Origin of the sequence: Trinickia dinghuensis (assembly GCF_003367175.1) — a bacterium.
GTDB lineage: Bacteria > Pseudomonadota > Gammaproteobacteria > Burkholderiales > Burkholderiaceae > Trinickia > Trinickia dinghuensis.
Genome location: NZ_QRGA01000006.1, coordinates 545,459 through 558,677, shown reverse-complemented (window position 1 = coordinate 558,677; position 13,219 = coordinate 545,459). Strand labels below are relative to the sequence as shown.

Sequence of the window (13,219 nt, the reverse complement as noted above, 5' to 3'; positions counted from 1 at the left end):
TTTACTGCTACGTCGCCCTCAGGAAATTCCAGCAATCTGAACCAGAGAAACCGAAAAACCGATCCCCATTGACACCGGGAGTCATATCAGCCTTTCGGGGCGACCGAAGCACCGGCAATGCCATGCCGGTTCAGTGCGTCCGCGACGAACCCGGACGCTTTCATTTCTTCGACGAAGGCGCCGAGCACCGCGGCCGCACCCGGGCCGCGGCTCTTCGGCGTGCCCATCGCTTGCCGGATCACCATGAAGCGCTCGTCGAGCAACCGGAGCCCGGCGGTCTTTCGCGCATCGGCTTCGAGTTGTTGCTTGACGCCCGCCGCCACTTCCAAGTTCTGTTCGAGGAACGTTTGAACGACCGTTGGCGACGAAGGGGCGCGGACGATCTGCGCCGCTTTCAGTTCGCGTGTGAGAAACAGGTCGTACGCGCTGCCCTTGCCAACGGAAACTCGGTTGTGCGGTTGATCGACGTCGGCGTTCGTTTTGACGGGCGAGTCGTTTCTTACGAGGTAGAAACCCTCGATCAACACGTAGGGTGCCGTGAACTCTATCTTCTCCCCGCGCAGCGGATCGATCGCGAAGAAGCCGAAATCCGCCCGCTCGTCGCTGACCGCCTCGACGGACTTGCCCGCTGTATCGAAAGCGACGAGCTCGAGTTCGACGTCGAGCCGTTTCGCGAAAGCTCGAGCCAGATCGATCGAAACGCCGAACGGCTCGCCGGTCTCGGCGTTCTTGTTCGCGAGAATCGGATTGCCGAGATTGATCGACGCTCGCAGCTTGCCGGTAGGGGTGAGCGCGGTAACGATGGACGGATCGATTTTCATGGGCGTGAGGGCAAAGTTGCGGCCGCGTGGTTCGCGCGGCGTCAAGGTTCGAGAATCTCTCTGATTTGCGACAGCGCGTCGAGCGTATGCAGCAAGTGCTCGCGCATCGCCACCGAGGCTTCTTCGTTTCGCTCGCTTTCGAGCAGCTCGAGCACGTGCAGATGCTGCTTGGCGTGTTCGGCGTACCGTTCTCGATGCTGCATCGAACGGTACGACAGCAGACGCCGCACGCGGTTCACGCGTTTGATCGTATCGATGAAAAAGCTGTTCCCCGATGCTTCGACGAGCGATTCGTGAAAGCGCACGCCGCGCTCGTGCAGCTGATCGGCCGTGTCCGTTTCGATGCCGCCCGCGAGCAGATGTTTTTCGACGTCGCGGCAACGTTCGAGCGTCTTGCGCTCGAGACGATAGCCGGGTTCCAGCAATGCCGCCGGCTCGAGCGCAAGACGCAGCCGGTACGACTTCAGCAGACTGTCGGGCGTCGTCAGCATCGGCGAAAACTGCCAGCCGTAGCCGGGCTTTCGCTCCGCCCAGCCTTCCTGGGCGATACGCCCGAGCACGGCGGTCAACTGCGCGCTCGTCAAAGCGTAGCGGTTGCGAATCAACTGCTCCGAGAACTCGTCCGGCAGTGCGTTCTTCAACCGATCATCCGCGATCTGGAAATACACGCTCGTCACGAGATCCGTTTCGGCGAGACCCAACTCGGACACGACTTCCGAAAGCGGCTCGACGACCGGCTTCGCCACGAAGAAGCCGCGGTTCTTTTCCCGCGTCAGGACGCCCTTTTCATGCAGCAGCGCCAGCGCCTCGTTCACGGGCGAACGCGAAACGCGCAGGCGGTCGGCCAGCATCTGCGCGGGCAGATGCTGGCCGATTTCGAGCCCTTCCGTCTTGATCAGTTCGACAATCTGGGTCGCAATGGATCGATCGATCATGGAGGATGCCTTCAGTGCGACGCAGCGGGTTCGTTCTACGCTTCGCGCGTCGCCAAACAATTTTGCAATATCAGCGGGATGACGCCGCCTGAACGCAAAAGATCGCATTCGAGGCGCGTTTCCACGGCCGCGGTCGCTTCGATGCGCTGCTCGTCGCCGTTCGCGCGGACGATCCGCACGGGCACGCCGCAGCGAGGCGACAGCATAGCAGCCGGCGCGTCGATTTCGAGCTTATCACCGGGGCGCAGTTGCAGCGTGTCCGGATTGGCGCCGCCCGTGAAGCGTATCGGCAAGATGCCCATTCCAATCAGGTTCGACCGATGAATGCGTTCGAAACTGACCGCCAGCACGGCGCGAATGCCGAGCAAGCGTTGCCCCTTGGCGGCCCAATCGCGCGACGACCCCGTTCCGTAGCGTTCGCCTGCGACCAATACGACCGAATCGCCGTCGTGCCGATAGCGCTCGGCCGCTTCGAAAATCGGCATCACGTCGCCACTCGGCACGTGCAGCGTATGGGCAACCGGCATGTTCGCGGCCAAGCGGTTGATCAGCGTTCTGTTGAAGAAGGCTGCTCTCACCATGACTTCCCAGTTGCCGCGCCGCGAGGCGAAGACGTTGAGATCGTTCCGGTCGTCGCCGCGCGAGACGAGGAAGTCGGCGACGAAGCTGTCCTTCGGTATCGCGCTGGCCGGTGAGATGTGATCCGTCGTGACATCGTCGCCGAGCACCAGGAGTGGATACGCAGTGTAATTGCCTAGCTGGCTGCCTTCGGAAGTGGAAGCGAACGGCGGCCGGCGCAATGCGGTCGATGCCGAGTCCCAGGGGAAGCGCGCGGTGTCGGGCGCATCGAGATCGTGCCATGCCGGGTTCTTGCTCGCGAGCGCGAACGCGCGCGGATAATCGCTCGGGTCGGCGGCCGCCGTGACGAGTTCGGCTACCTCTTCGCGGCTCGGCCACAAGTCCCGCAGATATACAGGCTTGCCGTCGGACGTGCGCTGAATAGGATCGCGGCCGAGATCGATCTCGGCGTTTCCCGCGAGCGCGAACGCAATGACGAGCGGCGGCGACATGATGAAGCCGAGATCGAGTTCCGGATGAATCCGCCCGGGGAAATTGCGATTGCCCGACAGCATGGCGACCGGATAGACGCGCTTGTTCGCGAGCGCTGAGCGAATCGGCTCGGTCAGCGGCCCCGAGTTGCCAATGCAGGTCGTGCAGCCATAGCCGACGATGTCGAAGCCGACGGCCGACAGATCGTCGATCAGATCGGCTCGTTCCAAATAGGACGCGGCGGCGGGCGAACCCGGGCCGAGCGACGTCTTGACCCACGGCGGTACCGTGAGGCTCAACGCGCGCGCTTTGCGCGCAAGCAGGCCGGCGGCGATCAGCAGTGCGGGATCCGACGTGTTCGTGCAGCTCGTGATCGCGGCGATCGCGACGGGGTGCTTCGGCATCAGCGGATCAGGCTGAGCCGGATGAAAGTCGAGCTTCGAGAGGACCGACGAGGTCTCGGTATAGCTCAGCAAGTCTTGCGGACGCCGCGGCCCGGCAATGTGCATGCCGATCGCGCCCAAGTCGATATCGATCGTGCGCGTATAGCGCGGCGTGGCATCGGGATCGAACCAGAGGCCCGTCCGTTGCATGAACGATTCGACGAGCCGGATCGATTGCTCGGAACGATTCGTCGCGCGTAGGTAATCGAGCGTCCGCCGATCGACCGGGAAGTACCCAGTCGATGCGCCGTACTCGGGCGCCATGTTGGCGACGACGGCCCGATCGCCCGCACTGAGCGTGGCCACGCCGGGGCCGAAGAACTCGACGAACTCGCCCGAGACGCCGATCGCGCGCAGCCGCTGCGTCACGGTCAGCGCGAGATCGGTGGCGAGCACGCCTGGCCACATCGCGCCCGTCAAGCGCACGCCGATCACGTCGGGAATGCGCTGCATCACCGGCATGCCGAACATGACCGTTTGCGCTTCGAGTCCCCCCACGCCCCAGCCGAGCACGCCGATGCCGTTGATCATCGGCGTATGGCTGTCGGTGCCGATCAGCGTATCGGGGACGGCCCAGAGTTCGCCCTCGCGCTCGGCGGTCGTGACCACCGTGGCCAATTGCTCGAGGTTGATCGTATGCATGATCCCGGTGCCCGGGGGATGAATACGAACGCCCTTGAGCGCCTTCGACGCCCAGCGCAGAAACCGGTAGCGCTCCGCGTTGCGGCGCAGCTCCAGCTTCAGGTTCGACGATGCGGCATCCGCCTGCGCGAAATATTCGACGGCCAGCGAGTGATCGACCGACGAATCGACCGGCAGCACCGGATTGAGCGACGCAGGGTTCGCCCCGGCTTCGGCGAGTGCGTCGCGCATGCCGGCGATGTCGACGAGCGCGGGCGTGCTCGTCGTGTCGTGCATCAGCACCCGGTTGGGCTGAAATGCAATCTCGACTTCACTGGTGGCGCGTTCGATCCATTCGAAGAGCCCGTTCACCGCTTGCTCGCGCTCGCCGCCTTCCGTATTGCGGATGACGTTTTCGAGCAACAGGCGCAGCACGACGGGCAGTTCACGCAATTTGCCGCCGAACAAACCGGGTAGATCGACGTAGCGATAGGACTTGCCGTCGACGTCGAACCGGGCTTCGCTGAGGAGATAAGTGTTTTCCATGACTGCATTGTTGCATTTTTTAACGTACAAATGCAATCTAGTGCAAACCCCAAAGATGACTTGCCTTACTAAGATTCAGATGAAGAAAGCCTTGTTTGCTTATGTCGGATCGCGTACCACCCGTGAGCGGAGTGCTCGCGGAGAGGGCATCACCGTCTATCGCGTCGACGCCGAGACGGGTGCGCTCGAATTCGTGCAGCTCGTCAAAGATCTGATCAATCCGTCGTTTCTGGCCGTGAGTGCCGATGGCGGGCACCTGTACGCCGTGCATGGCGACATGAGCGATGTCAGCGCGTTCAAGGCCGACCGGACGTCGGGCGAACTCGCGCTTCTCAATCGCCGGAGCACGCAGGGCAAAAATCCCGTGCACGTTGCGATCGATCCGTCGGGCGGCCATATCGTCGTGTCGAACCATATCGGCGCTAGCCTTGCGGTTCTGCCGATCGCGCCGGACGGCTCGCTCGAGGAGGTGACCCAGCTCGTTCGGCTTGAAGGCCCGATCGGCCCGCATCGCATCGAACAGAAGCAAGCGAAGCCTCATTTCAACCCGTTCGACCCGAGTGGCAGGTTCGTCGTCGTGCCCGACAAGGGATTGGACCGCATCTTTTCGTTCCGCTTCGAAGGCGGGCGGTTGGCTCCGTCCACGCCCGCCTATGTCGCGTCGCGCGAAGCAGCCGGCCCGCGACATATCGCGTTCCATCCGAACGGCGCGTTCGCCTATGTCGTCAACGAACTCGATTCGACCGTGACGGCCTATCGCTATTCGGCGACAAACGGTGCGCTGATTCCATTGCAGATCGTGTCCTCGCTGCCCGACACCTACACGGGCAACAGCCGCGCGTCGGAAATCGAAATCGATCGCGCGGGACGCTTCGTCTATGCATCGAATCGTGGCTGCGACAGCATTGCCGTTTTTCGTATCGAAGAGTCGACCGGTCATCTGACGTTCGTGGCCGCGGAGCCGACGCAAGGACGCACGCCGCGTTTCATGACCGGCACGCCGGACGGCCGATTCATGTACGCCTTGAACGAAGATAGCGACAGTATCGTCGCCTTTTCGATCGATGCGACGACGGGCCGGATCGCGGCAACGGGCTTTTCCGTCGAGACGGGCAGTCCCGTATGCATGGTGTTCTCGCGACACCAGGCGTAGTGCCCGTTACCGATTTCAGCGCATTTCAGAGCAACCGGAGGCCGAGCCCTTCGGTGGAGACACGCATGCAAGCTTCGACCCCTATCGACGAGCGAGCGACCGTACGCAAGATCGCTTGGCGCATCATCCCGTTCGTCTTCATTCTCTACATCATTTCGTATATCGACCGGGCCAATATCGGCTACGCCGCGCTGCAGATGAATCGTGAGTTGGCGCTGAGCAGCGAGGCGTTCGGCTTCGCATCCGGCATTTTCTTCATCGGCTACTTTCTGTTCGAAGTGCCGAGCAACGTGCTGCTGAACAAGTTCGGCGCGCGCGTTTGGATTGCCCGCATTCTGATCACTTGGGGCATCGTCTCGGTGATTTCCGCGTTCGTGCAGAACGCTACTCAGCTGTATGTGCTGCGCTTCTTGCTCGGCGTGGCCGAAGCAGGGTTCTTCCCCGGCATCATCGTCTATCTGACCTACTGGTTCCGGGCCAAGGAACTCGCGACGACGGTTGCGCTTTTTACCGCTGCGATTCCCGTGTCGTACATCATCGGTGCCCCCTTGAGCACGTGGGTCATGGATCATGTCCACTGGTTCGCCTGGAGCGGATGGCGCTGGATGCTGGTGCTCGAAGGTGTGCCCGCCTTGATCGGCGGCGTGATGTGCTTCGCGTATCTGACGAATCGCCCGGCCGACGCGAAGTGGCTCGAGCCCGAGGAGCGCGATTGGCTGCTGGGCGAACTCGCGAACGACCGGAAGGCGCGGCCGAACGCTAAGCACTTCGGCTCGCTCAAGGCGATAACCAATCCGAAAGTCCTCTACTTGTCGTTCATCTACTTCGTCTATCAATGCGGCAGTCTCGGTGTTGGGTACTGGATGCCGCAGATCATCCGGAGCTTCTCGAAGTCGCTTACCCACACGCAGGTGGGGCTGATCGCCATGATGCCGTACGTGGTCTCCACGATCGCCATGGTGTGGTGGTCGAACCGATCCGATCGGCACAACGAGCGCCGCATGCATTCGGCCATTCCGTTGGCGGTCGCCGCCGTCGCCCTGCTTGGGGCGGGGCTCACGACGAATCCCTATGTTTCGATCGCGATGATTAGTCTCAGTCTTGCTGGCCTGTATGCCTTCAAGTCACCGTTCTGGGCACTGCCGACGCTTTTTCTAACGCGTTCGACCGCCGCCGTCTCGATCGCGGTCATCAATTCCGTCGGCAATCTCGGCGGCTTCGTCGGGCCGTTTGCGATCGGCTACATCAAAGGGTCGGGGCACACCGCGACTCAAGGTTTATTGTTTCTTGCCGCATTGCTCGTGGTGTCGTTTTTGATGACGTTCTTTATTCGGATCAACGAACGGCATGGCGGTGGTGCGGGAGACGCATCAGGGGCCGTTGCCGATCAGATCCATTAACAGCGATGGCGAAGATATAACAGTACGGTAACTCGCCGAAAGTTTGCAGGCTGGGCGCGCGAAAAACCCCAATTTGTGAGGAGATCAATCGATGAGGAAGCTGGTTATTTTGTTAGTGGTGCTAAATAAAGATTGCGGAAAATCATTCGATTTCGCGCAGTTCTGCGAGTTGCTTCACGGCGCTTCCTAGAACCGAGTCGGTGCCGCCGCGTCCTGTTGCGCCGCCCGTTCCCGCGCCTTCATGCGTTTTTGCATCCAAAGCGTCCAAACCATCAGCACTCCGTAAATCCCGTAGCTGACGATCGGCAGCACGGCGAGCGATCTTTCGACGGGCCAGTGCCATGCGAGCCAGCAGCGGAGCAACGTCTCCGCTGTCAGCGCCGCGCCCCACGCAGCAGTCATCATCCGCAGGTTCGCGCGAAGGAGAGGCCGCTCGCGCCAAACCGTCTCGAAGCGGTCGCCGCCGTCTGCCTGCTGGCGTGCGAGGGTCGCGCGAGCAAGATAAAAGACGAGTGGCCGCTCGCGCAGCAGCGAGAGCAGGAACGCGACGCCGATTAGCCCTGATACGAGCGATTCGCGAACGAGCAAAATCCGTGGACTCCCGCCAACCGCCATCAACAAGATCGACAGCGCGATCCCCAGCAACACGAGGACGCTGAGCGCATCGACACGGCGCACCTTGGCGAATTCGAGGAGGCTCCACGCGAGCGGTGGCGCGGCGGAGGCATAGAGCGCGCCGAGCGAGCCGAGATGGGGCAGCGCCAGGCGATAGACCAGCCAGGGCAGAAAGAGGTTGACGACGATCTCGAGGACGGTGCCGGTCCTGATTTTCATAGCGAGCGATATTTGTGGGAAGGTAGCCGATGGCGGTCTGGCTGTTGAGCGAAGTATAAAAGACGGGCAGGTGTTAATCCTAAAGGGGGCAATTCATTTCGGCTTGCGGCCGAGCCCATTGGTAGCGGCCGCGGACGATCGGCCGAGAGACGCAGTAACATGACGCCAAGACCGCATGGGGTATCTATGACCAATGCTTTAATAGAAGGCGTCAAGCGCTACACCGAGCAGCAAACCGGCGAAAGTCCGTTCGTGACCGCCATCGACGGCGTCACGATTCTGCGCTCCGATCACGAAAGGCATCCCTCTCACCTCGTGATGAAGCCGGCGCTTTGCGTCGTTTGGCTTACGCTGGCCGCGGAAGAACCCCACGATGCTCGAACGTCAGGCTTTCGGTAACGCCGCTTTGCGGCTTCGCTTAGGCTTAGGCTCTACGCCGATTCGCGGATCGCGGGCAAGCACGAGCGAAACGACACGCTCTATGACCGATTCGAACGCCGGGTCGCTTTGCGAAACATACAGCCACTTGCCTAGCACCGGATGCGGCTGCAGTGCGGGCATCTCCGCCATCAGCGACGCGTGATGGTCTTGCGACGTGCAAACGAGCATCCCGTTCCAGGGTTCGTCGCGATCGCCTACGGTAATGCACAGGCGTCCATCGATATAGGCGGCGTCGGAGCTGAACATCCGCTTATGAACATAGGTCGGATCGCGTTCGAACGCATCTAGGATCCAGGCGAGCGAGTTGCGAATAGTCGAGGGCATGGGCGGATTTCGTGCCGATCGTCAACGCGCCTTGCGCGCAGCCTGACGTTTTTCCCACGCGGCGAGCGCCGCTTCGTACCGCTCGAGCGCTTCTTCATAGAGATCGAAGACACAAGGCGAGCAGCCGCTATGACAGCACTCGTCTTGCGTTGGACGCTCGGGCGGTGTGGGACGAGGATCGTCGTGAGAAGGATCCTGACGAGAAGCTTTGGGCACGGCGCTGTTTCGGTTCGGCTTCTGATTTGGTGAATACGAGCACTTAGCCGCTCAGTATAAGTCGCTCTCGCACCGCGCCCATTCCAACTCCTCCACGACTCGCTACGCAAGCAGATCCGCCGCGCGCACGTACGGCTGACCGAGTGCCTTTGCGACGGCTTCGTACGTGACATGTCCCTCGCACACGTTGAGGCCGGCTCGCAGATGCGGGTCGTCGGCCATGGCACGCTTCCATCCCTTGCTTGCGAGTGCGATGGCGTGTCCGAGTGTTGCATTGGTCAACGCGAACGTCGACGTGCGCGCGACGGCGCCCGGCATGTTGGCGACGCAATAATGAATGACGCCGTCGACGATATACGTCGGCTCGGCATGAGTCGTCGCATGCGAGGTCTCGAAGCACCCGCCCTGATCGATGGCGACATCCACGACGACTGCCCCTTTCTTCATCGTCGAAATCATGTCGCGCGTGACGAGCCGCGGCGCCGTTGCACCGGGAATCAGCACGGCGCCGATAACGGCATCGGCTCTTGCGACGCATCGCTCGATGGCATCCGTGCTCGAGAACATGGTCGAAATGCGATTGCCGAAAATCAGATCCAACTGACGCAGGCGTTCGACGTTCGTATCGAGAATCGTGACGCGCGCCCCCATGCCGATGGCCATTTGCAGCGCGTTCGTGCCGACCATCCCGCCGCCGATGATGACGACATGTCCGGGCGCGACGCCGGGCACGCCGGCAAGCAGCAGGCCCATTCCTCCGCGCGGTTTCTCGAGCTGCGCCGCGGCAACTTGGATTGACATCCGTCCCGCCACTTCGCTCATCGGTGCGAGCAAGGGGAGGCCGCCGCCCGCGCCGGTAATCGTCTCGTAAGCGATGCAGACGGCGCCGGAGGCAATGAGATCGTTTGCCTGTTCCGGGTCGGGGGCGAGATGGAGATACGTATAGATAATTTGGCCGTGCCGCAGCATCGCGCGCTCGACGGCCTGAGGCTCTTTGACCTTGATGATCATATCGGCGCGCGCGAAGACTTCTTGTGCGTCGCCGCATATCGTGGCGCCTGCGGCGGCATAGGCATCGTCGGGTAGGCCGACGGCTGCGCCGGCATCCTTCTGCACGAGTACTTGATGGCCTCGGCCGACCAGTTCGCGTGCGCCGGCGGGGGTAAGGCCCACGCGGTACTCCTGGTTCTTGATCTCCTTGGGAACGCCGACCAGCATGATGCACCTCCTCCGTGTACGGAATCGATCGATCGAATTCTCATCCCAGGCTTGTGGCGTGGGTGATGTCTCCTGCTGATCGACATACTACGCCGATGTATCGCCCACAGCGAAGGCCGGAGCGTTCGCTATGGGTGCTTTACATCGGATTTCGGCGCTTTGCGTTTGCCGTCCACGTAGATGCGCAAACGCCGTGGGCCGTCATTCGGAAACGGCGGGACGGGTGCGCTGAGCGGGAGAGGGCGTGATGCAAGCGCCTCGGAGAACGGGCTTCCCGCACCCGCCGCTACGCCCTGGCAGCTAGGCCAGATCTGCCTCGATGATGAGCAGCTCGCGCTTCGAAGCCCGAACGGCGAATTCCTTCGCATTCTGATATGCGGCTTCCTCGTAGCAAGCCTTCGCTGCCGCATACGACGGAAATTCCACTGCCATGACGCGCCGGGTGCCGAGCGATTCCTTCAAAGCGACGCTGGCATCGAGCAGCTTGAGCTTGGCCTGATATTTCTCGGCGATCGGCGCCCATAGCTCGACGTATTGCTTTTGCGCCACCTGATCCGTCACGTCCTGCCCTAAAACGATCCAGTATCCCTTCATGCTTGAACTCCCATTCGGTAAGCAGGGTAAGCGGCTTGGCTCGGTTCAGCTTCGGCTCTGAACGCGCGCCAAGACCCGATTCAGCGCCTCGCCGTAGTAGTCATAGGCGCATGTGGGCCCTCCCAAGTCTGAAGATGACGCTCGTACTGTGAATCCGCGGCAACGGATTCCAGGGCATTGCCTGGACCACCGCGCGCGGAGCCGGTCGGCATGCCGAAATGCGTTCGGGATTTCACCCCGAGTGAACGCTAGCGCCGAGCAAGTAGACGTCGCACAAAATCAGGCGATCTTATGCTCGAAACAAGCGACGTTGAGGCTATCCGGTAGGGCTTTCCTGATGCACTGTTCCGCCAAACCGTACCTTCTACGCGCGGTAGGTCAAGGCTAAGATTCCCGGCAGCCTTCTCCCGTCTTTGCCGTAAATCACAACGCGGAGCCATGAATCCGCGCCCGAACGGAATTTGTCGCCAACAGGAGTGGTATCCGATGAAAAACACATGCAAGGCCAGTCTGCTCATTGCCGCGCTCTGTCTCGCCGCGGGGGCCGCCGATGCTCAAACCGTGGCGACCGGCGACAGCCGAACCGTCACGCAGCCCGCTTATCCCACGGTGTGCCAAACGATCAATGCGAGATTCTCCAGCTCGCAACGGTCGTCGCCCCCGACCAGCGACGATACGACCAACATCCAGAACGCGCTGAATGCCTGCGCGGGCACCGGCAAGTCGGTGGTGCTGGCTGCGTCCGGCTCCAACGATGCTTTTTATGCCGGCAGCTTGACGATCAACGGCGAAGGCCTCGTGATCGCGTCGGGGACGACCCTTTACGGCAACAACTACTCCAGCAATGCCAACCTGCTCGCGTTTACGGGCACGAACGCATCGTTGATGGGACCGGGAACGGTCGACGGCCGGGGCGATCTCATCTCCGGCACGCCTCGGTTGGTACAAGCGAGCAACATCACCAATTTCATCGTCTATAACGTGACGCTGGCGCAGGCCGCGCATCCGAACCTGTACGTCGAAGGCGGCAACGGCTTTACTGCCTGGAGCGTATCGATACGTACCCCGGCGACGCGCAAGAACGCCGACGGTATCGACATCGACAGCCTCACGAATGCCACGGTGACGAACTCCGACATCGAGGCCGGCGACGACGGCATCGCGGTGAAGACGAACTCCGGAAACATCTCGAACGTCACCGTCTCGAACACTCGGCTGCACGGTACGCATGGGCTTTCCGTGGGAAGCATCGACCAGAACACGGTGTCGAACATTCTGTTCAAGAACAACTACGTTTATGGCAACGATCTGAGCGGCACGGCATCGACCGACGCCAACGGGATCAACGTCAAGACCGGACCGTGTTCGCTGACGGTGAAGCAGGTGAGCTATATCGACACCTGCATGACCAACGTGAAGCACTTGATCGTCATGGATACCAACTACAACACGTGCTCGACCGGCGGCAGTCCGTCGTTGTCGAACATCCTCGTCAATGGCGTCTATTCGACCGAATCGGTGTCGGGTGCGTACACGAAGATCGACGGACGCAATTCGAGCTACCCGGTCGGTGCGTGGCTTGCCAATGTCGATCTGGACGCGACTGCTCAAAGCGGCGATCAGTACGCCACCGTCGGCCTGGATAACTCGAACGACAAACCGTCCGGCACCGGCGTAACCACGTCGAGTTTCACGACGAGCGGAAGCGTACCGAGCTGTTCGTTCTGACCCAGCGATAGCGATAGCGATGCGACGGGGCGACCCGCGACCCGTCTGCATGGCGCCGGCACGACAGACATATGGTTCTTGGCGAAACCGGACAGGGCAGCTTTAGGCTGAAGATGTGCCTCGTTGCAGCGGCAGCCGTCGGCTTGTCGCTCGGAATCGCGTATGAGCGGCATGTGGCGCCGGAGCCTAATGCCGCTCGTCGATCGTCCTCTGTTGGCCAAGCCGCTTCCGCTTTCGGCGCCGGAGACCCATCCAACGCCGCATCGCACGATCGTTCTTCCGAACCGGGCCTAGCCTTGACGGAAAATCATGAATTGATCGCGAATTCCGCCTTGCTGGAGTTGATCGATTCGTTCCTATTGGAAAAGACGGACGGCGATCGGGCGGATCAATTGAAAGCCTACTTGAAGCGCAGCCTGCCGTCGCCCGCATACGGCGAAGCGATGCAGATCGTCGAACGCTATCAGGCCTACATGAAAGCCCACGACGATTTGCTCGCGGCTCAGCATTTCGGTGCTATCGATGCGTCGACTGTCGATGTCGAACGTATTGAAGTTTGGCGTCAGCAGCGCGATCGCCTGCGGCAAAGCATGCTGGGCGAGCAAGTTGCGCAAGCCTGGTATCAGAACGACGATGCTCGGTTGGATCAAGCAATCGCGGAGTGGCGTCAGCGCGCAGAGGACGCGCAATCGCCGGTCCCGTCGGCGACCGAGCCTCGATATCCGGTCCCGCATTGGCGTAGCACGAGTGACGAGGAACGTCACCGCCGGTACTTGCTGGGTGTCTTCGAAAAGGCCGTCACGAGCTATGAAACGTTGCGTCGTGCAAGGCCGCAACGCTTCATAGAAAATCCCACCCCCAGCGGCTAGTTTTGGCGCGCGTTACGTCGAGGGCT

At 61.4% G+C, this 13,219-nt stretch carries 13 protein-coding genes; 5 read left to right on the top strand and 8 right to left on the bottom strand.

Annotated elements, in window-relative coordinates; translation table 11 throughout:
• Positions 1-86: 86 nt before the first annotated feature.
• Genes DWV00_RS12465 through acnA form a run of 3 tightly spaced genes read right to left on the bottom strand, consistent with a single transcriptional unit; the run spans position 87 to position 4,416 of the window.
• Positions 87-821 (bottom strand): ABC transporter substrate-binding protein, encoded by a 735-nt coding sequence (locus DWV00_RS12465; protein ID WP_115533915.1) that lies wholly within the window; start codon positions 819-821, stop codon positions 87-89.
• Positions 822-862: 41 nt separating this feature from the next.
• Positions 863-1,756, bottom strand: coding sequence for a GntR family transcriptional regulator (locus tag DWV00_RS12460; protein WP_115533857.1), 894 nt, complete (start codon positions 1,754-1,756; stop codon positions 863-865).
• Positions 1,757-1,791: 35 nt separating this feature from the next.
• Positions 1,792-4,416: an aconitate hydratase AcnA gene (gene acnA / locus DWV00_RS12455; protein ID WP_115533856.1), complete on the bottom strand. Its 2,625-nt coding sequence runs from the start codon at positions 4,414-4,416 to the stop codon at positions 1,792-1,794.
• Between the two features lie 79 nt (positions 4,417-4,495).
• Here acnA and DWV00_RS12450 point away from each other — a divergent pair, with 79 nt between their 5' ends.
• Both DWV00_RS12450 and DWV00_RS12445 read left to right on the top strand, forming a co-directional pair.
• Entirely contained in the window at positions 4,496-5,569 is a 1,074-nt protein-coding gene (locus DWV00_RS12450) for a lactonase family protein (protein WP_245964842.1), read from the top strand.
• A 65-nt stretch (positions 5,570-5,634) separates the two neighbouring features.
• A complete protein-coding gene (locus DWV00_RS12445; protein ID WP_115533854.1) occupies positions 5,635-6,969 on the top strand; it encodes an MFS transporter in 1,335 nt (444 codons plus the stop codon).
• A 186-nt stretch (positions 6,970-7,155) separates the two neighbouring features.
• Here the strand turns inward: DWV00_RS12445 and DWV00_RS12440 are convergent, their stop codons facing one another.
• Positions 7,156-7,803, bottom strand: a complete 648-nt coding sequence (locus tag DWV00_RS12440) for a VC0807 family protein (RefSeq protein WP_115533853.1) — start codon at positions 7,801-7,803, stop codon at positions 7,156-7,158.
• Positions 7,804-7,989: 186 nt separating this feature from the next.
• On the opposite strand from DWV00_RS12440, the gene DWV00_RS12435 reads away from it, so the two are divergent.
• Positions 7,990-8,202: a hypothetical protein gene (locus tag DWV00_RS12435; protein ID WP_115533852.1), complete on the top strand. Its 213-nt coding sequence runs from the start codon at positions 7,990-7,992 to the stop codon at positions 8,200-8,202.
• On the opposite strand, the gene DWV00_RS12430 is transcribed toward DWV00_RS12435, so the two are convergent.
• From DWV00_RS12430 to DWV00_RS12415, 4 genes are all read right to left on the bottom strand, one after another.
• A complete protein-coding gene (locus tag DWV00_RS12430) occupies positions 8,188-8,568 on the bottom strand; it encodes a hypothetical protein (RefSeq protein WP_115533851.1) in 381 nt (126 codons plus the stop codon). The two genes, DWV00_RS12435 and DWV00_RS12430, sit on opposite strands and share 15 nt — an antisense overlap.
• A gap of 21 nt (positions 8,569-8,589) precedes the next feature.
• Positions 8,590-8,784, bottom strand: a complete 195-nt coding sequence (locus tag DWV00_RS12425) for an oxidoreductase-like domain-containing protein (protein ID WP_115533850.1) — start codon at positions 8,782-8,784, stop codon at positions 8,590-8,592.
• A 102-nt stretch (positions 8,785-8,886) separates the two neighbouring features.
• On the bottom strand, positions 8,887-10,002 hold the full coding sequence (gene ald / locus DWV00_RS12420) for an alanine dehydrogenase (protein WP_115533849.1): 1,116 nt from the start codon (positions 10,000-10,002) through the stop codon (positions 8,887-8,889).
• 300 nt (positions 10,003-10,302) lie between these two features.
• On the bottom strand, positions 10,303-10,596 hold the full coding sequence (locus DWV00_RS12415) for a DUF1330 domain-containing protein (RefSeq protein ID WP_115533848.1): 294 nt from the start codon (positions 10,594-10,596) through the stop codon (positions 10,303-10,305).
• A gap of 486 nt (positions 10,597-11,082) precedes the next feature.
• Here DWV00_RS12415 and DWV00_RS12410 point away from each other — a divergent pair, with 486 nt between their 5' ends.
• Both DWV00_RS12410 and DWV00_RS12405 read left to right on the top strand, forming a co-directional pair.
• Positions 11,083-12,324, top strand: coding sequence for a glycosyl hydrolase family 28 protein (locus DWV00_RS12410; RefSeq protein WP_115533914.1), 1,242 nt, complete (start codon positions 11,083-11,085; stop codon positions 12,322-12,324).
• 314 nt (positions 12,325-12,638) lie between these two features.
• Positions 12,639-13,193 carry a hypothetical protein gene (locus DWV00_RS12405; protein ID WP_245964841.1) on the top strand — a complete coding sequence of 185 codons (555 nt, stop codon included), beginning with the start codon at positions 12,639-12,641 and terminating at the stop codon, positions 13,191-13,193.
• Positions 13,194-13,219 lie beyond the last annotated feature (26 nt).

Excerpts from the sequence above, each read along its gene's own strand:
- DWV00_RS12435 (WP_115533852.1), top strand. The coding sequence starts at position 7,990 with ATGACCAATGCTTTAATAGAAGGCGTCAAGCGCTACACCGAGCAGCAA.
- DWV00_RS12450 (WP_245964842.1), top strand. The coding sequence starts at position 4,496 with ATGAAGAAAGCCTTGTTTGCTTATGTCGGATCGCGTACCACCCGTGAG.
- acnA (WP_115533856.1), bottom strand. The coding sequence starts at position 4,416 with ATGGAAAACACTTATCTCCTCAGCGAAGCCCGGTTCGACGTCGACGGC.
- DWV00_RS12465 (WP_115533915.1), bottom strand. The coding sequence starts at position 821 with ATGAAAATCGATCCGTCCATCGTTACCGCGCTCACCCCTACCGGCAAG.
- DWV00_RS12430 (WP_115533851.1), bottom strand. The coding sequence starts at position 8,568 with ATGCCCTCGACTATTCGCAACTCGCTCGCCTGGATCCTAGATGCGTTC.
- ald (WP_115533849.1), bottom strand. The coding sequence starts at position 10,002 with ATGCTGGTCGGCGTTCCCAAGGAGATCAAGAACCAGGAGTACCGCGTG.
- DWV00_RS12410 (WP_115533914.1), top strand. The coding sequence starts at position 11,083 with ATGAAAAACACATGCAAGGCCAGTCTGCTCATTGCCGCGCTCTGTCTC.
- DWV00_RS12440 (WP_115533853.1), bottom strand. The coding sequence starts at position 7,803 with ATGAAAATCAGGACCGGCACCGTCCTCGAGATCGTCGTCAACCTCTTT.
- DWV00_RS12415 (WP_115533848.1), bottom strand. The coding sequence starts at position 10,596 with ATGAAGGGATACTGGATCGTTTTAGGGCAGGACGTGACGGATCAGGTG.
- DWV00_RS12460 (WP_115533857.1), bottom strand. The coding sequence starts at position 1,756 with ATGATCGATCGATCCATTGCGACCCAGATTGTCGAACTGATCAAGACG.
- DWV00_RS12445 (WP_115533854.1), top strand. The coding sequence starts at position 5,635 with ATGCAAGCTTCGACCCCTATCGACGAGCGAGCGACCGTACGCAAGATC.